18 protein-coding genes are annotated in these 22,912 nt (G+C 36.4%); 9 read left to right on the top strand and 9 right to left on the bottom strand.

Going from position 1 to position 22,912, the window contains the following annotated elements; all coding sequences use genetic code 11:
- The first annotated feature begins 203 nt into the window (after positions 1–203).
- Positions 204–1,481: a DUF2130 domain-containing protein gene (locus DMB68_RS03000; protein ID WP_110345182.1), complete on the top strand. Its 1,278-nt coding sequence runs from the start codon at positions 204–206 to the stop codon at positions 1,479–1,481.
- Positions 1,482–1,843: 362 nt separating this feature from the next.
- On the top strand, positions 1,844–2,443 hold the full coding sequence (locus tag DMB68_RS02995; RefSeq protein WP_110345181.1) for a hypothetical protein: 600 nt from the start codon (positions 1,844–1,846) through the stop codon (positions 2,441–2,443).
- 192 nt (positions 2,444–2,635) lie between these two features.
- Here DMB68_RS02995 and moaA read toward each other — a convergent pair whose 3' ends face one another.
- The 9 genes from moaA to DMB68_RS02945 form a co-directional block, all read right to left on the bottom strand.
- Entirely contained in the window at positions 2,636–3,643 is a 1,008-nt protein-coding gene (gene moaA, locus DMB68_RS02990) for a GTP 3',8-cyclase MoaA (protein ID WP_110345180.1), read from the bottom strand.
- Positions 3,630–4,544: a bifunctional molybdenum cofactor biosynthesis protein MoaC/MoaB gene (gene moaCB, locus DMB68_RS02985; protein ID WP_110345179.1), complete on the bottom strand. Its 915-nt coding sequence runs from the start codon at positions 4,542–4,544 to the stop codon at positions 3,630–3,632. The genes moaA and moaCB overlap by 14 nt, the downstream gene beginning before the upstream one ends.
- Before the next feature lie 12 nt (positions 4,545–4,556).
- Positions 4,557–4,988 (bottom strand): molybdenum cofactor biosynthesis protein MoaE, encoded by a 432-nt coding sequence (locus tag DMB68_RS02980; RefSeq protein WP_110345178.1) that lies wholly within the window; start codon positions 4,986–4,988, stop codon positions 4,557–4,559.
- Positions 4,989–5,111: 123 nt separating this feature from the next.
- Positions 5,112–6,194 carry a HesA/MoeB/ThiF family protein gene (gene moeB / locus DMB68_RS02975; protein WP_110345177.1) on the bottom strand — a complete coding sequence of 361 codons (1,083 nt, stop codon included), beginning with the start codon at positions 6,192–6,194 and terminating at the stop codon, positions 5,112–5,114.
- Positions 6,195–6,204: 10 nt separating this feature from the next.
- Complete coding sequence (locus tag DMB68_RS02970; RefSeq protein WP_110345176.1) at positions 6,205–6,441, bottom strand: MoaD/ThiS family protein; 237 nt, start codon at positions 6,439–6,441, stop codon at positions 6,205–6,207.
- Between the two features lie 2 nt (positions 6,442–6,443).
- Complete coding sequence (cobA, locus tag DMB68_RS02965) at positions 6,444–7,232, bottom strand: uroporphyrinogen-III C-methyltransferase (RefSeq protein ID WP_110345175.1); 789 nt, start codon at positions 7,230–7,232, stop codon at positions 6,444–6,446.
- A gap of 6 nt (positions 7,233–7,238) precedes the next feature.
- Positions 7,239–7,811 (bottom strand): molybdenum cofactor guanylyltransferase, encoded by a 573-nt coding sequence (locus DMB68_RS02960; RefSeq protein WP_110345174.1) that lies wholly within the window; start codon positions 7,809–7,811, stop codon positions 7,239–7,241.
- 107 nt (positions 7,812–7,918) lie between these two features.
- Entirely contained in the window at positions 7,919–8,665 is a 747-nt protein-coding gene (locus DMB68_RS02955; protein WP_110345173.1) for a sulfite exporter TauE/SafE family protein, read from the bottom strand.
- A gap of 203 nt (positions 8,666–8,868) precedes the next feature.
- On the bottom strand, positions 8,869–10,041 hold the full coding sequence (locus DMB68_RS02945; protein WP_110345171.1) for a molybdopterin molybdotransferase MoeA: 1,173 nt from the start codon (positions 10,039–10,041) through the stop codon (positions 8,869–8,871).
- A 926-nt stretch (positions 10,042–10,967) separates the two neighbouring features.
- Here DMB68_RS02945 and DMB68_RS02935 point away from each other — a divergent pair.
- From DMB68_RS02935 to DMB68_RS02905, 7 genes are all read left to right on the top strand, one after another.
- Positions 10,968–14,120: a SusC/RagA family TonB-linked outer membrane protein gene (locus tag DMB68_RS02935; RefSeq protein WP_110345169.1), complete on the top strand. Its 3,153-nt coding sequence runs from the start codon at positions 10,968–10,970 to the stop codon at positions 14,118–14,120.
- Between the two features lie 19 nt (positions 14,121–14,139).
- Positions 14,140–15,612, top strand: a complete 1,473-nt coding sequence (locus DMB68_RS02930; RefSeq protein WP_110345168.1) for a RagB/SusD family nutrient uptake outer membrane protein — start codon at positions 14,140–14,142, stop codon at positions 15,610–15,612.
- Between the two features lie 27 nt (positions 15,613–15,639).
- The gene (locus DMB68_RS02925; RefSeq protein ID WP_110345167.1) at positions 15,640–17,556 is read left to right on the top strand and encodes an arylsulfatase; all 1,917 of its coding nucleotides are present in this window, start codon (positions 15,640–15,642) and stop codon (positions 17,554–17,556) included.
- 64 nt (positions 17,557–17,620) lie between these two features.
- The gene (locus DMB68_RS02920; RefSeq protein WP_110345166.1) at positions 17,621–19,537 is read left to right on the top strand and encodes an arylsulfatase; all 1,917 of its coding nucleotides are present in this window, start codon (positions 17,621–17,623) and stop codon (positions 19,535–19,537) included.
- A gap of 66 nt (positions 19,538–19,603) precedes the next feature.
- On the top strand, positions 19,604–20,155 hold the full coding sequence (locus DMB68_RS02915) for a DUF1254 domain-containing protein (protein WP_110345165.1): 552 nt from the start codon (positions 19,604–19,606) through the stop codon (positions 20,153–20,155).
- A 25-nt stretch (positions 20,156–20,180) separates the two neighbouring features.
- On the top strand, positions 20,181–20,774 hold the full coding sequence (locus DMB68_RS02910) for a DUF1214 domain-containing protein (protein ID WP_110345164.1): 594 nt from the start codon (positions 20,181–20,183) through the stop codon (positions 20,772–20,774).
- A 141-nt stretch (positions 20,775–20,915) separates the two neighbouring features.
- Entirely contained in the window at positions 20,916–22,811 is a 1,896-nt protein-coding gene (locus DMB68_RS02905; RefSeq protein ID WP_110345163.1) for an arylsulfatase, read from the top strand.
- The last annotated feature ends 101 nt before the right edge of the window (positions 22,812–22,912 follow it).

Genomic DNA, 22,912 nt, shown 5'->3' with positions numbered 1-22,912 from the left:
TATTAATTAATAAAACTTTACGCCTTCGCGACTTTGCGAGATTCCTTCGAAACAAAATCCATAAACCCATCTTAATCTGTGCATAAAAATTCATATCCATACAAAAAATTCGTTACAATTTAGTACAGTAATCCGCATCATAAAAAGAGAACTTTTAAATACCTTAGCAAATTATAATTCTACTCAATAAAATCAAATACAAAATGGCTGAACAATCTTCAATTCAGTGCCCAAACTGCGGAACACCTATCGATGTAAATGATGTTTTAAAACATCAGTTAGAAGATAGCATCCGTAAAGAATTTCAGCAAAAAGCTACTATTCAAAACCGTGAATTAGAGCTAAAAAACGAACAATTCGAAAAAGCCAAGGCCGAATTTGAAGCCAAGAAAAAGCAGGAAAACGAATTATTTGCTGAACGATTGGAACGTGAAAAAAAGGCTGCTGAAAAAGAAATTGGTGAAAAGCTAAAAACCAAACTGGAAGAAGAAAACAAAGACCGTTTATTATTAATGGAAAAAGAACTTTCTGAAAAGTCGGATAAAATTCGTGAACTGAATAAAATGCAGGGCGAAATTGCCAAATTACAGCGTGAAAAACTGGAAATGAAGGACGCAATCGAAGCCGAAGCTCAAAAACAGCTTAACGCCACTTTGGTCCTGGAAAGAGATAAAATCCGTAAGCAGGAAGAAGAAAAAAATGAACTAAAAATAAAAGAATACCAAAAACAATCAGACGACCAAAAAAAGCTGATTGAAGAAATGAAACGCAAACAGGAACAAGGCTCTATGCAATTACAGGGCGAAGTAATGGAATTAGCAATTGAGGAATGGCTTGCTAATAATTTTCCTTTAGATAGCATCGATGAAGTTAAAAAAGGCGCAAACGGAGCCGATTGTCTTCAAATTGTAAATACCCGGGAACTGCAAAATTGCGGATCGATTTACTACGAAAGCAAACGAACCAAATCGTTTCAGCCGGCATGGATTGAGAAATTCAAAAATGATATCCGAACAAAAAGAGCCAACATCGGCGTTTTGGTTACAGAAGTAATGCCTGCCGGAATGGAAAGAATGGGCATGCGAGACGGCATCTGGATTTGTACCTACGAAGAATTTAAAGGTTTAAGTGCCGTGCTTCGTCAATCTTTGATTCAGGTTAGCCAGGCAGTTCAGGCGCAGGAAAACAAAGGCGATAAAATGTCTATGTTGTATGATTTTTTAACCAGCAATGAATTTCGTTTACAGATTGAAGGAATTGTCGAAGGCTTCACCCAAATGCAGGGCGATCTGGATGCTGAAAAAAGAGCCATGCAAAGAATCTGGAAACAGCGCGAAAAACAAATCGAAAAAGTAGTGCATAATACCTTAGGAATGTACGGGTCAATTCGCGGTATTGCAGGAAATGCGGTTCAGACCGTGAGAGCTTTAGAACTCGATTTTATCGAAGATGACAATGAAGGTCCTAAAGAATTAGAATAGTTTTCGGTATAAATATCAGGAGCTTATTCCAGCTGTACACTATATCTTTTATGGCAAACCCTGCCATAAAAGGATGCCGTTCCCATCTGGGCTACGGCAATCATTACTTTTAAGGTATTCAGAAAATCTCAGAAGTATTCTTTATAAAGTAATTTACCTCATTTTTCATGTAGAATTGTTAAGAAATTTTGCTTTTTATTTTTAGGTAAAAACTCAAGCGATTCTTTTTCAACGCCTTATCACTTTTTTTTCACTAAAAACTTAACATTGGAAAGCTTGTTTTATAATTATCTTTACTTAACTGTAAATTAACAATTTAGTTACATTTAAAAGATAATTCTCACATAAATGCATTTATAACTATGGAAAACAAGACCGAAGAAACAAATCCTGAGAAAATTGATTCTCCAAAAACAGAAAATATTCAGCTTGCAACAGAAAACGAAAATACACCGGAAATAAAAAAACCTGTCCGCAGAGCTCCGACTAAAGCAACTCCTGCTAAACCTGCTGTAGCGGGTACAGCAAAACCGGCAGCAGTAAAAACTCCTGTAAAACCTACAGCACCTGCTAAACCAGCAGCAATAAAAAAAACTCCTGCAAAAAATATAGTATCACCTACTGTAAAACCAGAAGAAACGGTTGCAGAAACTGCTGTTGCTGAATCAACAGAACAAACTACCAATGAAACTGCTGCCGCAGAACCTTCAAAAGATAAATCAGATAAAAAGAAGAAAAAAGTGAAAGACAAAGAAAAAGACAAAGCAAAAAAGAAATTAGCAAAGAAAAAAGAGGACGCTAAAAAAGACAAAAAGAAAGAAAAAGCTAAAAAAGCAAAACTAAAAGCGGCTGCCAAGAAAAAGGAAAAAGCCAAAAAAGCTAAGGAAAAAGCGAAAGCTAAAAAAATAGCAAAAAAGAAAGCGAAGTCTAAAAAGAAGGCAAAAGCTAAAAAGAAAAAATAATATGAAGAAAGGTTTGACTTGAGTAAAGTTGAACCTTTTTTTTATTGTCATGCTTGTCATTTCGACCGGAGGGAGAAATCACACTAGAAACTCCATAAAGTGTGGTTCCAATCTTTGTTGAATCCCGAGTGTGATTTCTCCCTCCGGTCGAAATGACAAAATTCCTTATAATGGGTTAACAAAAATATTGATTTACCCCCCAATCGCAATCATACTCCGATTATCGAAATGCAGATTTGGATCATCCATTTCAGAAATTGTAACCATACCTGATCTGACTTTTTTCTTGCTTTTGACAGAAGCCGAAATCAATTCGGTAATCGATTCGCCATTTCTAAAAGCAGTCAGTAAATCGGTTTCGGAATTAGAGAAAAGGCAATTTTTGATTTTTCCGTTTGCCGTCAGGCGGATTCTGTTGCAGCCATCACAAAACGGATTTGTAATTGAGCTTATGATTCCGAAATCGCCCTGAAAACCTTTGATTTTGTAGGTTCTGGCCGTGAAGTTTTTCTCGTCTTCCAGTTTTTGAATTTCATCCAGAGAAAAATTTTCCTCTACTTGTGATAAAATTTCCTTTTGCGAAACCATTTTGCTCCTGTCCCACTCATTTCCCGCGAAAGGCATAAACTCAATAAAACGGACAGCAATTGGCAGTGACTCGGTTAAATTGACGAAATCAATAATTTCATTATCATTAAAACCTTTCATCAAAACCACATTTACTTTTACCTGAAAATCATGATTCAGCAATAAATGCAGATTATCAATCACTTTCTCAAACTGATTTCGAAGTGTTATCGAATGAAATTTTGATGCAATCAGCGTATCTAAACTCAGGTTGATTTTTTTGATTTCGGCCTGTTTCAAAACGTCAATATGACGGTCGATTAAAATACCGTTGGTCGTGATTGAAAGTGAAACTTCTAAAGTTGATAATTTCGAAACAATCTCAGCAAAATCCTTTCTCAACAAAGGTTCTCCCCCCGTCAGTCTGATTTTATCCACACCATTTTCTACGAAAGTCTGGGCAATTGCAAAAATCTCTTCGGAAGTCATTAAGCTTGCTTTTGGAGACAGCGCAATCCCGTCAGCAGGCATGCAATACGTACAACGCAAATTGCATTTCTCCAGCAACGAAATACGCAAATAATTGTGTTTTCGCCCAAAATCATCCGTTAAAATGGTTTTAGAGGGTATCATGATTTTTTCCTTTTAAAATATGAAAAACGTGCATCACATGCGGAAAAACAGCATCCATAGATTCTCTTGCTCCATTTGTTGATCCCGGCAAGGCCAAAACCAGACTTTTTCCTAATGTTCCTGCAACTGTTCTGGATAACATCGCATATGGCATACGTTGCTGCCCGTAATCGCGAATGGCTTCTTCGATTCCCGGAATTCTGCTTTCCAATAATGGCGATAAAGCTTCGGGTGTTACATCCCTTGGAGACAATCCTGTTCCTCCGGTAAAAATAACCAGATGATTCTCTTTGGCGAAAGCCTTCGTTTTTTCCTGAATAATTTCTAACTCATCCGGAATAACTTCGTAATGAGACGTTTCAACTCCGTAAGATTCTAACTTTTCTACAATGATTTTTCCGGATCGGTCTTCTTTATCACCTGCAAAAATAGAGTCGGAACAAACAAAAACTGCTGCTTTTATAGTGTACGGAAATTTATTTTTGAAAGACGATTTTCCGCCTTCTTTGTTGATTAATTTGATGGTTGAGATTTCGATTTCTTTATCAATTGGTTTCAGCATATCGTACATCGTAAGCGCCACAATTGAAGCTCCGTGCATCGCCTCTACCTCTACTCCTGTTTTATAAACGGTTTTTACTTTAAAGATAATCTGAATATCTAAACCTTCAATGTTATATTCAACCGAAGTAAATTCAATTGGCAGCGGATGGCAATCCGGAATCGATAAATGTGTGTTTTTTACCGCAAATAATCCGGCCGTTTTTGCCATTTCGAGTACATTCCCTTTTGGAACCAGATTGTTAACAACTGCATCAATTGTTTCCTGTTTGCTGACTTTGACAATTGCTGTAGCTGTTGCGACTCTTAATGTGCTTATTTTATGCGTAATATCTACCATTGATAATTTTTGTTAGGTATTCTGTTTCCATGTGAAAGTATCGTTTTCAAATATTTCTTTGCCAAAAATTGGTACATCGGTTTTAATCCAGTTGACGATGGCTTCTGTGGCCGCGTAAACTTGCTTTCTGCGTGTTGCCGATACAAATACAAACAAGCATATTTCACCAGCTTTTACAACTCCTAAACTGTGATAAATATGCATACAGGTCAAGTCGAATTTAGCAAAAGCTTTTTCACGAATTGTATGCAAGGCTTCGTTTGCCATATCGGTATAAGCCGAATAATCAATGGCCACAACCGTATTATCATGAATCACATCGGCACGAACCTGTCCCAGAAAAATATTATGTGCCCCAATCGTATGTTTGGATTGATGTTTGGCAATCGACTCCGCAATAAATTCAGGAGAAATTGGTCCTTCTACAAATACATTTTTACTCATTTTCTTTGTTTTTTTATCATCTCTCTCGCAGATTTTGCAGATTTAGGAGATTTTATTCGTGCTCTTTCAAATTTATCCAAGTTGAATCTGCTTAATCTGTAAAATCTGCGAGAGATAAAAGAATCAATCTCTAACTATAACTTTTTCTTCTAATAATGGTTTCAATGCCAAAGCACCGCCTTCAACACTTTTTAGATTTTTAAAATTCATTTTCTGAAGCAATTCAACAGCTATTTTACTTCTGATGGCGGATTGGCAGAAAACATAAATCGTTTGATTTGAATCTAGTTTTTCAATTTCATTTTCCAGATTTATTAACGGAATCTGAAGACTGTTCCTGAATGTTATTTTTGGAAGCTCATCTTCATTACGAACATCTAAAAACAAGACTGCTTCATTATCTATTTGATCTAAAACTGCTTCAGCTGAAATCTCTTCGACACGGTTTTCTTTTTGAGAATATTTTTCTTCAAAAGTGCTTCTGTCAATTACAAAAGAATCACTTTTTTCAAAATCATATTTCTGCTGTTCGTTATTCAGAACATTATAAACCAATATTTTTCCACTTAAAATTTCTCCTGTTTCCAGAATCATTTTTATGACTTCATTGGCCTGCAGCATTCCAATGATTCCAACCGAGATTCCGATAACTCCCGCATCCGTACAATTTACAGACGAACTGTTTTCATCAGGATATAAGCATCTGTAAGTCGGTCCATTTTGATAATTAAAAACCGAAACCTGTCCCTGAAACCTGAAAATTGATCCGTAAACCATTGGTTTATCCGTAATCAGGCAGGCATCATTTATCAGGTATTTTATTTGAAGATTATCTGTTGCATCCACAACAATATCATATTTTTCGAATAAACTAATGGCATTTTTACCAGAAAGTTTTTTAGCAATAGCGTTTACTTTAACATCGGGATTTAATGCTGCTATCATGGCTTTAGCTTCCTCAACTTTATATTTCCCGACAGATGAACTTTTGTAAATTACCTGACGCTGCAAATTTGAAAGTTCCACAACATCATCATCCACAATTCCGATTTCACCAACTCCGGCAGCTGCCAGGTAAGGCAATATCACAGCACCCAGGCCTCCTGCACCAATAATTAAAACTTTGGATTTTAATAATTTGTACTGGCCTGTTTCTCCAATTTCAGGAAGAATTATTTGTCGGTTATAACGGGAAGATGCATTCATAAATTGTAAATTATCCTCCGGCAAAAGGAGGCAATAAAGCAACAATATCGCTTGTTTTCAAAGTATAATCTGTTGTTTTGGAAACTATTTTCTGATTGACGGCAACGCTGAAAGAAATTGATTCGAATTTGTATTTTGCTTCTAAATCCTTCAATAAATTCTGCAGGGAAATATTCGAAGAAACCACATTTTCGAATGAGCATTGCGTTTTTTCGGCGATAGCTCCGAAATACTTAACTTCAATCATTATTATAGATTTAAATTCTGAAATATAAATTCGTCTTCAAAATGTTCCTGAAAATACGAGGTCAGTTTTGAAGTATTTTTTACCACTTCTCCAATTACAATAATCGCTGGTGATGAAATGTTTTTTTCGGCAACTAATTTAGTAATTGAACTGATGTTACCCACTACTTTTTGTTCTGAATTTTTAGTTCCGTTTTGTATAATGGCAATCGGTAAATCATCGGTACGATTGGTTTTATAAATACCAACGATTTCGTTTAATTTATGCATTCCCATTAAAATAACAACCGTCGCAGCCGATTTGGAAGCCAAATGTACATCTTTAGACAATTCATGACTGGAAGTTGTACCTGTAATTACCCAGAAACTCTCTGCTACTTTTCGCTGCGTAAGGCTTATTCCCACTGAAGCAGGAACGCCTAAAGCTGATGAAATTCCGGGAACAACAGCCGTTTCCAAACCAAATTTTTCTGAATATTCGATTTCTTCGCTTCCGCGTCCAAAAATAAACGGATCCCCACCTTTCAAACGAACCACATGTCCGTAACGGTTGGCCATCGAAACAATCAACTCGTTAATTTGATCCTGTGTGTAAGCATGGCATCCTAAGCGTTTCCCCACAAAAACAATCTCTGCCTTAGTCGCATATTGCAATAATTCTTCGTTAACCAAAGCATCATACAAAACTACATCGGCATTTTCTAACGCTTTAATTGCTTTCAGCGTAATCAATTCAACATCTCCCGGGCCTGCGCCTACTACTGTTAACTTTGGTGTTCTTGAGTTTTGCATAATCTATTAACTTAAATTGATATTCAGGTCGTTTAATTCGTCAACCGAATTAATATTGGTTAAAGGAAAGTTTTCACTTTCTTCTATTTTTATAATCTGATGAGGCACTTTTGATAGAAAATCCATCATTTTCAGTTCATTTTCATCAATCGCTTCTTTTATAATCGGAAGCAATTTTTTCGAATAGATTCCGATTAACGGATGTATCCTGCTTTCTGTCGCAAATATGGTGATCTGGGCTTCCTGATTGTGTTTTGATATCAATTCAGTCAACAATTCTGAAGAAATCAACGGAATGTCACAACTCAGGATCAGGTTAAACTCAGTTTCAGAATTCTCCAGTGCGGTATAAATTCCTCCCAAAGGCCCTTTATCTTTAACAATATCAGCCGTTTTTTGATACGGGAGATAATCGTATTCTTTTGTATTCGTTATGAACTCAATGTTTCCTGTAATAGGCAAAACAGCCTGAATAATATGTTCAATAAATGGTTTTCCCTGAAACAGAACCAATCCTTTCTCAGACTTCATTCGGGAGCTTTTTCCTCCGCAAAGAATAAATGCTGTTAATGTTTTCATCTTTAATTTATTTTGTTTGAGGTTTCAGGTTTAAAGTTTCATGTTTTGCCAATCTTTCCTTTTCTAAAAATAGAAAACCATTGTTTCTGAGTGTTTAATTCTTCTATTTACGGAAAAATCAATTTTATACTTGCCATCAAAATCACTGTCCCTAATACAATTTTTAAGGTTTTGTTCGAAAAATAACCACTTCCGTAAAATCCGCCTAACATTCCGCCTATCACTGCAATCGGAACCAGATAAAAACTCTCTATCGGAATAATTTTTCCTCCCAAAAGAAATCCTAACATTCCGGCAAATGAATTGACAAATATGAACAGACTCGAAATAGCCGCTGATTCTTTTACTGAAGCCCATCCCAGAAACAATAAAATCGGACTTAAGATAATGCCACCGCCAATGCCCAGCATTCCAGATAACAGACCAATTACGAATCCAATCGCTAAAGCAAAAGGCAATTTTATCTGTACAGCTTCTTTTTCCTTAAAATTGAATATTCCGAACAGTCTTAAAGCCGCAAATACCAGAACAATTCCTAAAATAACTTTATAAATTGTATTGTCCAGCGTAATAAAACCGCCAATAAAAGCTGCCGGAACAGAAGCTATCGCAAACGGATAAAAGAGTTTTGGTTTGAAATAATTCATTCTGTAATAAAACAAAAACGAAATACTTGAAACAAACAAATTCAGCAATAAAGCCGAAGGTTTCATAATCGCCACCGGAAAAGCAAAAATCGTCATTAAAGCCAAATAACCTGATGCTCCGCCATGCCCTACACTTGAGTACAAAAACGCAATCACGATTAATGCGAAGCTGAATAAGATTATATTTTCGGAAGTAAGTAACTGCATAATTTTGTTTCAGGTTTCAGGTTTTCTTTGTTTCAGGTTATGCTGTATGTTTAATTTTACACACTGCATATTAAAGCTGAAATTCTTTATTCTTTATTCTTTATTCTTTATTCTTTATTCTTTATTCTTTATTCTTTATTCTTTATTCTTTATTCTTTATTCTTTATTCTTTATTCTTTATTCTTTATTCTTTATTCTTTATTCTAATCAATCGGCAACAAGGTCACAAATTGTTCTTTTTCAATTATTTCTACATCATTCGGAACAATCAATAAGCTATTTGCTGTTGCAAAAGTATTGAGCATTGCCGAACTCTGGCCGTCTAAAACCGTTACATGGGTTTCATCATATAACGCTTTTAAAAACAATGTTTTTCCGGAAGTATTTTTAATATCCGTATTTAATTTTCGGATTACTTTCGGTAAATGAATATCTGAAAATCCCATTCGGTTTCGGATTGCCGGATACACATACACATAAAAATTAGTCAGCGACGAAGCCGGATTTCCGGGTAAAGCAAAAACTAAAGTTTCATTTTTAAAACCAAAAAACATCGGTTTACCTGGCTTCTGATTGATTTTATAAAAAAGTTCTTTGACTCCGTTTTTAAGTAATGCTTCTTTTACAAAATCATAATCCCCAACTGAAATTCCACCGGAAATTAAAACTATATCATATTTTTCCAGTATGTCTTTTAAAGCTTTTTTAGTCGCTTTAAGATTATCTTTTACTTTAAAAACCTTTGTTTTCTTTATCCCAATTGTTTGAAGCGCTGCCTGTAGCATTACCGAATTACTTTCGTAAATTTTTCCTTTTGGTAATTTTTTTCCCGGCTTTACCAATTCGTTTCCGGTAACCAAAATAGCCACTTTAGGCTTTTTGTAGACCATAATTTCTGTAATTCCCAAACAGGCCAGAAAACCAATTGCAGCCGGTGTAATTAAAGTATTGACTTCAAAAACAACTTCATTTTTATTAATCTGTTCTCCTTTTGCACGAACATTTGCCAATTTTTCAGGCATTCTAGCAATCAAAATCGAATTTTCATTTGCCATTACGTGCTCCTGCATCACAACAGTATCCGCATCATCAGGAACAAAAGCTCCGGTAAAAATTCGGATTGCTTCGTTTTCTTTCAGTTTTACATTAGAATGATCTCCCGCCTGAGAAACGCTGACAACATCGTATTGGTGTCTCTCACTATGAATGAAAGCATAACCATCCATTGCTGACTGACGAAATGGCGGCATTGCAATTGGCGAATAAACCGTTTCTGCCAATATATATCCGAGCGCTTTGCCAACTGCTATTTTTTGCGATGGCATTTTCGAACTGTTTTCGGCTACGAATGTTAAAGCTTCATTAACTTGTATCATCTTTATTAAAACATAAAACTAAGTACAAATACTTATTACAAATATAAGTATTTATTACTAGTGTGGTTAAAAAAATTTAATTTATTTTTCAAACTATAAAATTACTCTAATTTATTTAAAATCACTGCTTAAATTCGCATATGGTTTTGCTATAAAATTTCCTGGACTATGGTTAAAACTGATTAAATTACATAATTTTCGACTCTTAATTGAGATTCAAAAATTATATAATTAAGTATAAAATACTACATTTCATCATTGTTTAAAAAATATTTTTAACATTTATCGGAAGTAAATCATAATAATTAAATTACTCATAATAAGCAACTTATCAATATAAAAAGTAATATAAAGACTTACTTATTTCTTTTTATTCAAAAAAAACACAGCAAATTTTTGGTTTTTATTATATTAAAATTAACTTTGTCTATAGGATTAGTAGAGTTTAAATAAATATTTAAAACCATAAAAAACTATATTTTGAAAACAACCGAAAGCATATCGTATTCCATTCTTTCTAAAAAAAATACTTATAACACGTCTTGTTGTTGTATGTGCTTCTGTTGTTAATTCTAAAAAGCAATCCCAAATTTTGATTCTGATTTTAATATCCAAATTAAAAAAGGAGCCTTTCAAAATCCAAAAAAACATTCTTATTAATCATTGCAAATTCTGTTTGGCACAATCAATTGTATCAAAAAGAATATTCAAACAATACCTATTAATCAAACAAGTCCAATTAAAAACTAAAAAACATCGAAATGAAAAATATGCGCAACTGCTGCTGTAAATAAACAAAAAAGCCATTTCTGCGGCAACAGAAATGGCGAGGCTTAAAGAAAATTTATCGCTAAATAAAGGAAAATAGAGAGTTGAAAAATCAACTTTCAGGGCTCCTTGTTAATTACTTAAACCAATACAAAGAAATGAAAAAAAATATAAATCTCATTTTATGGGTGACAATTTTATTAATATCTCTGAAATTTCAGGCACAAAATACCCAATTTATAATAAATTCCACGCTCAACGGAACTGTCTTAGACAAAATAACACAACAGCCATTACCGGGAGTTAACGTTCAGATTAAAGGGACTACGCACGGTGTAACAACCGATATTGACGGAAAATTCTTTTTTGAAACGGGACAAAAATTTCCGTACACATTAATAGTTAGTATTATAGGTTACAAGAGATTACAAGTTGTAGCTGATGGCAGCCCAATAAAAATTGAATTAGAAGAAGATGTCCAGCAACTTAAAGAATTAGTAGTTGTAGGATACGGTACTCAAAACAAAAAAAACATAACCGGATCTGTTTCTTCTATTCCAAAAGCAAGTTTAAATCAGGTAACCTCATCAGCTGATAATTTACTTCGTGGTGCTGTTGCCGGAGTTGTGGTAACGCAAAGTTCAGGACAGCCTGGAGCTTCATCAAGTATCAGAATTCGTGGAGGAAACTCTATCACCGGAGGTAACGAACCTTTATATGTTATTGACGGTATTTTAGTTTATAATGACAACAATAACAGCTCTACCGGCCTATCATTTGCAGGAGCCAGTCTCAATGTTTTAGCTACTCTTAACCCATCTGACATTGAATCCATTGAAGTTTTAAAAGATGCTTCTGCTACTGCAATTTATGGTTCACGTGGTGCAAATGGTGTGATTTTAATTACAACCAAAAAAGGTAAAAAAGGCCAGAATAATATAACATACCAAGGCTATTTTGGATTTCAGGATGTCACGAAAAAGCTGGATATTTTAAATGCAAGTGAATGGGCTACTTTGCGTAATGACATTCAGACTGGTCTTGGACAAACTCCTACTTTCACCCCTCAGCAAATTGAAGATTTTAAGACAACCGGTAACTATGACTGGCAGGACGCAGCATTTAGAAAAGCAGCTCCAATCCAGAATCACCAATTGAGTTTTTCAGGCGGAGATGAAACTTCAAGATATTCGGTATCGACCAACTATTTTAAACAAGAAGGGATTATCATTGGATCTGATTTTAGAAGATTATCACTAAGAATAAATTATGAAAAAGATGTAAGTGATTTATTTCGATTTGGAGTAACCTCTACTCTTACGAATTCTTTATACAACGGCATGGGTTCGAACAGCGGAAGTGTTGCCTTAACTGCTCCTAATACACTGGCAAGTGCACTTTTAATTGCACCGGTTGTACCTATCAGAAATGCAGACGGCTCATTTAATGTTAAAACCAATCCGTATGTTGCTTCTATCAATGGTTACATTACAAATCCGATTAACGATTTAGAAAACATTACCAATGAAACCAAAATCAACAGAACGCTTAGTAGTTTATGGGGTGAATATAAAATAGTTAAAAACCTCGCATTTAAATCAACTGTAAATGCAGATGTAATTAGTACCAAACAAAACTATTATGCCCCATCAAACACGACAAATGGAGTTGAAACAAAAGGGTATGCTTCTGTTGGGAATAAATTAGTGGGTTCTGTTTTAAATGAAAACACCTTAAATTACAATACTTCCTTTGGAGAAGATAAACATCAATTATCTGCTTTGGTCGGATATACAATTCAATATTCTCAAGGAGAAGTAGCAACATCGGGTGCTACAAATTTTGTGAATGATTTGATTGAACATAACGCTTTACAAGACGGAATACCTATAAAACCAACCAGCGATGCTTACGAAAGTGTTTTAGAATCCTGGTTAGGAAGAGTTAATTATTCTTTGTTAAGCCGTTATAATTTCTCTGTTTCTGCCCGTGCAGACGGATCTTCAAGATTTGGTTCTGAATACAAATGGGGATTCTTCCCTTCGGCTGGATTCTCATGGAATATTACCGAAGAAAATTTTGCTAAAAACATAAAGGGTATAGATAACATTAAATTGAGACTGAGCGCGGGAACAACAGGAAATCAGGAAATTGGAGATTATCTTTCATTAGCTGCTTTAGGATCTGTAAATTATGCATTTGGGGGAACTGTTCAAACTGGTTTTGCCCCTACCCGCTTATCAAACGAAGATTTGAAATGGGAAAAAACGACACAATACAATGTGGGTCTTGACTTTGATTTTTTAAACAAAAAAATCAATCTTGTTCTTGATGCTTATTACAAAAAAACAAGCGACTTACTGGTAAATGTGCCTATTCCCTTGATTACTGGTCAAACATCGGTTTTACAAAATATTGGAGCAGTTGAAAACAAAGGATTTGAAATTGGTCTGATTACCGAAAACATTAAAACAGATAGTTTTAGCTGGAACACCAATTTTAACTACTCCCTTAATAAAAACAAAGTATTAAAAATTGGAAATGGCATACAACAGTTTTTTCCGACAGCACCAAGCGGTGTATTGAATTTACAACAGCCTGTGATTGTAAAAGTAGGTCAGCCATTAGGAACATTCTGGGGGTACAAAACAGATGGGATTTTCCAGAATCAGAATGAAATCAATACACAGCCAACCCTAAACAGTATTGCAAATACAAAACTGGGAGACAGAAGATACAAAGATATCAGCGGTCCAAATGGTGTGCCTGACGGAAAAATTACTGCGGCTTACGATAAAGTAAACTTAGGAAGTGCACAGCCAAAATTTGTTGCGAGTTTAAACAACACGCTGGTTTACAGAGACTGGGATTTAAATTTCTTTTTTCAGGGTGCTTTTGGAGGTAAAATCTACAACGCAATCAACCAACAGTTAGAGATTCCGACTTTAGGAAACAACGCAGCAGGAGCTTTAAGAGATCACTGGACTACAACAAACCCAAGCGAAGAAATTCCAAGGGCAGCGAACTCTCCTGCAACCGTAGTTTCTGACCGTTACATTGAAGATGGTTCATTCATCCGTTTAAAAACAGTTACACTAGGATATACTTTACCAAAAAATATCGCTTCAAAAATCAAAACCAAAGCCATCAAATTTTATGTATCTGCACAAAATTTAGTTACCTGGACCAAATACAGCGGTTTTGATCCTGAGATAAGCTCATACAGCCAAAGCAATTTATTGCCAGGAATCGATTACGGAGCTTATCCAACTTCAAGAACATTTATAAGTGGTGTTAACGTCACTTTTTAATTAAAAAATACTATTTAAGATGAAAAAAATATTCCTACTCATGATTAGTGCAAGTCTGTTGGTTTCGTGCACAGATTTAGATGTTGCACCAACATCATTTGTTACCAAAGAGAATTTTTACAATACTGATGATGATGCCATTGCGAGTGTGACCGCCGTATATGCTTCCTTAAGTTATGACGGAACAGAGCAAAGTCTCTTTGGGAGAAACCTTTACTTCCTGACCGATATGGGAACTGATTATGCAGCAGCAGGAGCATCAGCCATTAACCAAAATGTACGTGCCATTAGTGCTTTATCTTATGATGCCAATACAGACAGGGTTCAGGTAGCCTGGAGACAAATTTACAGCGGTATCAACAGAGCCAATGTAGCGATTGACAATATCCCGAAAGTACAGGGAACAGAAACTTTGAAAACAAGATTGATAAACGAAGCCAAGTTTATAAGAGCGTTGCTTTATTTTCAGGCTGTTCGTTTGTGGGGAGGCGTTCCGTTAGTTTTACATGAACCGACATCTTTGGCTATTGAAGATTTAAAACAGAGCAGAGCCACTGTAGATGAAGTATATACTCAAATTATTAAAGATTTGACAGATGCCGAAGCGCTTCCAGCAACATACCCGGCTAACAATGCGGGGCGTGCCACATCAGGAGCAGCAAAGGCGATTTTAGCAAAAGTATATCTGACAAGAAAAGACTGGCCAAATGCAATCTTAAAAGCCAAAGAAGTAATCAACGGAGGTTTCGGATATGGCCTTTTTACGAACTTTTCGGATATTTTTAATAAGACTACTAAAAACGGTAAAGAACATATATTTTCTGTTCAGTTTGAACCCAATCAGGCTGGAAACGGAAGCAGCGGAAGTACTTTTATGAGAACTTCTTTTGCAGGTTTTGCGCCTGTAGAACCAGCAGATATTATCTCAGATGTAAGTTTGTTTTATGACATCTACGCTCCGGGCGACACACGCAGGGATGCAACTTATGCCAAGCAATTGCTAAATCCTGCAACAGGGTTATTATACACTTTCCCGAAACCTATTTTTAGAAAATACCTGGATGTTACCGCTTTATCTAATGGCGCGAATGTGGCTATCAACTTTCCGATCATTCGTTATGCTGATATTTTGGTAACATTAGCAGAAGCTATAAACGAACAGGAAAACGCACCAACAGCAGAAGCTTACGAAGCCATCAATAAAGTGATCCGAAGAGCTTACGGAAAACCAATTGATACCCCGGATGCAACTGTAGATTTGGCCGGATTGACAAAAGAACAATTTAAAGAAGCCATTTTCGAACAGCGTACAAAAGAATTTGCTCAGGAAGGACAGCGATGGTTTGATCTGGTTCGCTGGGGAAGATTAGTTTCTGAAGTAAAAAAAGTTCCCGGAAAATCAGCCGTTTCAGAAAGGAATAATTTATACCCGATTCCACAAAGCGAAAGAGACCAAAATCCGGACGGATTACCACAAAACCTTGGATATTAAAAAACCAACCATAAAAAATTATAAACCATGAAAAACTTTAAAAATAACTTTACAGTCAAAAGCCCACAGAAAGGGCTTTTGATTACTGCATTGCTTGTTGCTCAATTGGGTTCTGCTCAAAATCAGCCAAATGCCGATTTTAAAGGAACTGTCGGTAAAACATTAGCAGAATCAAAAGAATACTGGCCAGAGCCTGTAAAAGCCCCTGCAGGAGCACCAAATGTTATCTGGATTTTGCTGGATGATGTAGGATTTGGAGCTTCGACTGCTTTTGGCGGACTAATCGAAACACCAACTTTTGATGCTTTGGCAAATAATGGTTTGCGATATACCAATTTTCATACAACAGCAATTTGCGCTCCTACCCGTGCCGCTTTATTAACCGGAAGAAATTCAGGAAGAGTTCACGTTAGCGGTTTCTCTCACACTATTTTATCAGCAGGTTTCCCAGGATGGGATGGAAGAATTCCATCTGATAAAGGAACAATTGCAGAAATTTTACGCGAGAACGGCTACAACACTTTTGCAGTTGGTAAATACGGTGTAACTCCTGATGAAGATGCTACAGATGCAGGCCCTTTTGACAGATGGCCAACCGGAAAAGGCTTTGACCATTTTTACGGTTTCTTAGGTTCGCAAACCGATCAGTACAATCCTGATTTAGTAGAAGATCAGGTACATATAAAACCTGACGGACGCCATTTGAACGAACTGATTACGGATAAAGCCATCAGTTACATTCAAAAACAACAAAAAGCAGCACCCGGAAAACCATTCTTTTTATATTATGCACCGGGAGCAGCTCATGCACCGCATCAGGTGACTACAGAATGGAGCGATAAATACAAAGGCAAATTTGATGAAGGCTGGGATGTGTATCGTGAAAAAGTATTGGCTAACCAAAAGAAACTGGGTGTAATTCCTGCAAATGCTGTATTGCCGGAACGCAATCCGCTGATTGGAGAATGGAAAAAATTATCTCCGGACCAAAAGAAAGTGTATGCAAGATTCATGGAAGTATATGCCGGATTCTTGACTTATACCGATGCGGAAATCGGAAGGGTTGTCAATTATTTAAAAGAAACCAATCAGTTTGACAATACGGTAATTTTTGTTGCCATTGGTGATAACGGAGCCAGTAAAGAAGGTAGTCTGGTAGGTACAATTAACCAAAATCTTTTTGCTCAGGGCGTTTCTGATGAAAAAAACCTTCAGGATAATTTAGCTAATATTGGAGAAATCGGAACCCCTCAGGGACTTAATACCAATTATCCTTTAGGCTGGGCTCAGGCGTCCAATGCTCCTTTCAAAAACTGGAAACAGGATGCCCAGTCAGAAGGTGGAACACGTAATCCATTAATTATTCATTATCCAAAAGGAATTAAAGATAAAGGCGGAATCAGAAATCAATACAGCCATGTAAACGATATTCTTCCTACCACTTTAGATATTGCCGGAATCAAAGCTCCGGAATACATCAAGGGAATCAAACAGGATGTTATTCAGGGGTCTTCTTTGTACACTTCTTTAAATGATGCAAAAGCTGAATCGCTTCACAAAGTACAATACTACTACATTTTTGGAAACAGAGCGATTTATAAAGATGGCTGGAAAGCTGCTGCTGCACATCCGGATCCTTTTACTTTGTTGAAGTCTGCGGGTAAAAACGGAACACCAACTGAAAGCAGCTTTGATAATGATGTTTGGGAATTATACAACCTGAATGAAGATTTTAACGAACGTAATAATCTGGCTAAAAAATATCCTGAAAAACTTGTCGAACTTAAAAAACTGTTTGATGAGCAGGCCAAAGAAAACAATGTTTATCCGTTGATTGACTGGCAGGATGTATTGGGCAGAAAAATCCATAATAATGGTCCGGATAAAGGTAAAAATCTTCAGGAACTGATAAAAGAAGCAACCAAAGGAGGAAGCAATAACTAATAAATACACAAAATTCAGGTCTTTGAAAGCAATTAAAAGACCTGAATTTATCAATGAATAAACAATGAAAAATTTTAAATATAACAGCATTATAAATTCACAAAATTCACTTTTGATTACAACGCTGCTCGTTACCCAATTCAGCATCGGGCAATCAAAACCTGATCCTAATTACAAAGGAGTTGTGGGCAAAACCTTAGCAGAATCAAAAGAATACTGGCCGGAACCTGTAAAAGCGCCTGAAGGTGCTCCCAATGTGGTCTGGATTCTATTAGATGATGTTGGATTTGGAGCCACAAGTGCTTTTGGAGGTTTGATCAATACACCCACTTTCGAAAAACTGGCCAATGACGGTTTGCGTTACACCAACTTTCATACGACAGCTATTTGCGCCCCTACCCGTGCAGCATTATTAACTGGCCGTAATGCACATGCGGTACACGTTGGGGGATTTTCGCATACAGCTATGTCTGCCGGTTTTCCGGGTTGGGATGGAAGAATTCCGTCATCTGCAGGAACAATTGCCGAAATTTTACGTGACAACGGATACAATACTTTTGCGGTTGGAAAATATGGCGTTACTCCGGATGAAGATGCAACAGATGCCGGACCTTTTGACAGATGGCCTACCGGAAAAGGATTCGACCATTTTTACGGATTCTTAGGTTCTGAAACGGATCAGTATAATCCGGATTTAGTAGAAGATCAAACCTGGTTAAACGGAAATACAAGACTGAATAATTCCGGAAAAGATAAATCTAAAAACGAATTTACAGCCGACTTAAAAGGAAAACATTTAAGCGAACTGATTACCGATAAAGCGATTACATACATAGACCGTCAGAAAAATGCGGCGCCAAACAAACCTTTCTTCCTGTATTACGCACCGGGAGCAACGCATTCACCGCATCAGGTAGCCAAAGAATGGAGCGATAAGTACAAAGGAAAATTTGATGAAGGCTGGGATGTGTACCGTGATAAAGTACTGGCAAACCAGAAAAAATTAGGACTGATTCCTTCTGATGCTAAATTGCCTACGCGCGATTCGTATGTAAAAGCGTGGAATGCACTAACTCCGGAAGAAAAGAAATTATATGCCAAATTCATGGAAATTTATGCCGGATATCTCGAGTATACTGATTATGAAGTAGGCCGAATAGTAAATCATCTAAAATCAATCAATCAGTTAGACAATACAATTTTCTATATTGTTTTGGGAGATAACGGAGCCAGTAAAGAAGGAACTGCTTTTGGAACTATCGATCAGCCTTTGACGTCAAAACTTTTTGGAGGTACCAAGTCAGATGACCTGAAACAAAACCTTTCTAAAGTTGATATTTTGGGAACCCCGGACGCTATTGAAGGAAACTACCCTTACGGATGGGCTTTGGCCTCAAACACACCTTTCAAAAACTTAAAACAAGACGCACATTCTGAAGGCGGAACACGTAATCCGCTGATTGTGTACTATCCAAAAGGAATTAAAACTCCGGGAATTCGTAATCAATACGGTCATGTGAATGACATTTTGCCTACGACACTGGAAACTATCGGAATCAAAGCACCTGAAACCATCAAAGGAATTGCTCAGGACCCGATTCAGGGAACTTCATTGGCTTATTCTTATGCTGATGCAAAAGCGCCTTCAAGACATACCGTTCAGTACTACTATATTTTTGGATCAAGAGCCATTTATAAAGACGGCTGGAAAGCAGGAGCTGCACATCATCCGGATTTCATTGATGTTATTGATAATGGCGCTTTGGCTAAAAGTACAGGTCCGAGTACGTATGAAAATGATGTTTGGGAATTATACAATCTAAATACTGACTTTAACGAAAGAGTAGATCTGGCTAAAAAGAATCCGGAAAAACTAAAAGAACTTCAGGCTGAATTTGATAATCAGGCGAAGATAAACAATGTCTATCCATTTATTGACTGGATAGACGCTTTGAAACAACGTATTCATAAAAAAAATTAAAACTATTCAGAGCTATTGAGCATTCTAAAAAGAGTGTTTAATAGCTCTGATTTAAAAAAGTAAATTATGGCAGCAACAAAACCAATTATCAAAAAAGGGATTTTTGCCCTTGTTCTTGTAGTAATTGCAGTAAGTTTTTACTATTTGACGATTTGGGTCACTCCTTATTATGTACAAAACAAGTTTGCCTCAAAAAGTGCAGATTATGTAAACACTCCCCGTTTCGGAAATCAGCCCAACGCCGAAAACAGCAGGGTAATTCCGTTACCGAATCCTGATTTTTTGTATTCTACAATTAATTATGATTTGAAAGAGAATGTTTTGAAAATTTCGGGTATTGTTCCGGATTCTACTTACTGGTCGATTTCTGCTTATCAGGAAAACACGACGAATTATTTTGTTGAAAACGAAGAAAAAGTAAAAGCAAAATTCGAATATTATTTAGCTCCCGAAGGAAGTACATCAGAAGCACTGAAAAATATTCCAAAGGAAAAAATCATTTACAGTCCAACTACAAAAGGATTAATTCTGTTTCGTTATTTGGTTTCAAAAGCGTATCCGGTTCAAAAACTATCCGAATTGCAGCATGGTGTGACTGTAGAAAAATTAGTGAAATAATTGTTCAACTTAAAATCAAATCAACATGGCTTTAAATCAAAAAGTAAAGAAAATAGCAATTGGATTGGGATTGATCCTTCTGGCTATCGTTTTAGGAAGCGGAATCGGAATTTACAATATTGCATCAGGAAAAAGCGATTCACAACGCACGATTGGAAACTGGAAAACAGTGGATAAAGACAAAGACCTGAATACAGCCGATTTGTTAACCATAGCACAGGTTGCCGTTTACGGACCTTATGCGCTAACCAAAAAAGAAGTAATCTATTTAAGCACCAGTACAGACAGCGAAGGAAATGAATTAGATCCTAAAGCTGACTATGTAATTACCGGTAAAAAATTAGACGTAAAGTACTGGAGCATTACGGCTTACGATGAAAATGGTTTTCTAATTAAAAATCCAATCAACAAATACAGTTACAATCTCGAAGATGTGAAATATCAGGCTGACAGCACTTCGTATAAAATCAATTTATCCGGCACAGAAAAAACCGAAAACTGGCTGCCGATCAGCAATGTTAAAAAAACAAGTTTAATTATTCGTTTGTATTTGCCATCTGATAAACTTCGTGAGAATTTAACTGTTCTCACACTTCCTGGCATTGAAAAAGTAAAATAATCAATTAGTAATAAAACCTTAAAATTTTGGATATCAAAATTCTACTAAACCCATATAACTAAAGAAATAAATATTAAAACAAGAACTTTAATCCTGAAAGGTATTAACGAATTCAGGTTATACTATTTAAAAATATATAAAATGAAAAATTTAAAGAACACTTCCATCATAAAAGTTACTTTTTTATTGGTATTCCAATTAGGATTAAATTCTGTTTCAGCACAAACTCAGCCAGATCCAAAATACAAAGGAGTAATCGGAAAAACATTAGCGGAGTCTAAAGAATACTGGCCGGAACCTGTAAAAGCTCCAAAAGGTGCTCCAAATATCATCTGGATCTTGCTTGATGATGTTGGGTTTGGAGCATCCAGCGTCTTTGGAGGCTTGGTAAACACACCAACTTTTGATGATTTGGCTAATAACGGACTTCGTTTTACCAACTTTCATACGACAGGGGTTTGTGCTCCTACCCGTGCAGCCTTGCTTACAGGTCGTAATCATCATACCGCACATATGGGACTTTTTCCTCATAAATTTATGAGAGCCGGTTTCCCTGGTTATGATGCTAAAATCCCATCATCAAAAGGAACAGCTGCCGAAGTACTCAGAGAAAACGGTTACAGTACTTATGCAATAGGGAAATGGCATTTGACTCCAGATGAAGAAACTACTGATCTAGGACCATTTGACCGTTGGCCTTTAGGAAAAGGATTTGATCATTTCTTCGGATTTCTTGGAGGCGCAACCGATCAATACAAACCGGATCTTGTAGAAGACAACAAAGCCGTAAAACCGGACGGACGCCATCTGAACACTCAACTTGCCGATAAAGCCATCAGCTATCTGCAATATCAGCAAAAAACTGCTCCTGCAAAACCTTTCTTTTTGTATTTGACTCCGGGCGCAACGCACTCACCTCATCAGGTCGATAAAGAATGGATCGACAAATACAAAGGGAAATTTGATAAAGGATGGGACTGGTACAGAGAAACTGTTTTTGCCAACCAAAAGAAACTCGGCATCATTCCGCAAGATGCAAAACTGCCTAAACGAAATGAAAGAGTAAAAGAATGGGACAAACTTTCGGCTGAGGAAAAAAGAATCAACGCACGTTTCTTTGAAGGTTATGCCGGTTTCTTTGAACAGACAGATTATGAAATTGGCCGAATTGTAGATTATCTGAAAAAGACCAATCAGTTTGACAATACTATTATTTTGCTAGTCATTGGTGATAACGGTGCCAGTAAAGAAGGTTCGTATAATGGTTCTGTAAATAATGAATTTGGAGGAAACACAGCTACAAATGAAGCAGAACAAATTGCGGAACTATCTAAAAACTTCGACAAAATCGGAACCAAAGATGCTTACACCAATTATCCTGCGGGCTGGGCTCAGGCAGCAAACACACCGTTTAAATTCTGGAAAGCAGATGCACATGCCGAAGGTGGGACCCGAAACCCGCTGATTGTTTCCTATCCAAACGGAATAAAAAGCAATACAGGAATTCGAAATCAGTACGGTCATGTAATTGATCTTTTGCCAACAACTTTAGAACTGACCGGAATCAACAAAATACCGGAATCGATCAGGGGAATCAAACAGGATTCTCTTCAGGGGAAAAGTCTGGCGTCTGCAATTTATAATGTAAATGCTCCTTCTGTACATCAGACACAATATTATTTCCTGTTTGGAGAAGGTGCTATTTATCAAGACGGATGGAAAGCTTCATTTGCTTACCGACCTGATTTTATAGACTTGTTTACCGATTTTAATACTAAAAACAAGCCCGTAGTCAATAACGCAGGAAAAGAAGTTTGGGAGCTTTACAACCTTGATAAAGATTTTAATGAAATCAATGATTTGGCTAAAAAGAACCCTGAAAAACTAAAAGAACTGGTTCAGCTATTCGATCAGCAGGCGAAAGAAAATAATGTGTATCCGTTGATCAACTGGAGTGATGTGCAGGATAAGTTTAAAACATTTCTGAAACAAAACAGACCACAGCAGCCTCAGCCTAACGATACTTCAAAAAATTAATGATATGAAACGGATAACCCCAGAATTCATCTTAAAAAAGATTCTTATTGGAATGATTCTTTTTGGGCTTCCACTAGGTCTCTTGACTGGAGTTTTAGCAA

It is taken from the genome of Flavobacterium hydrophilum, from assembly GCF_003202405.1.
GTDB lineage: Bacteria > Bacteroidota > Bacteroidia > Flavobacteriales > Flavobacteriaceae > Flavobacterium > Flavobacterium hydrophilum.
The sequence above is the reverse complement of the archived record's forward strand: the minus strand, read 5'-3'. Positions and strand labels throughout refer to the sequence as shown.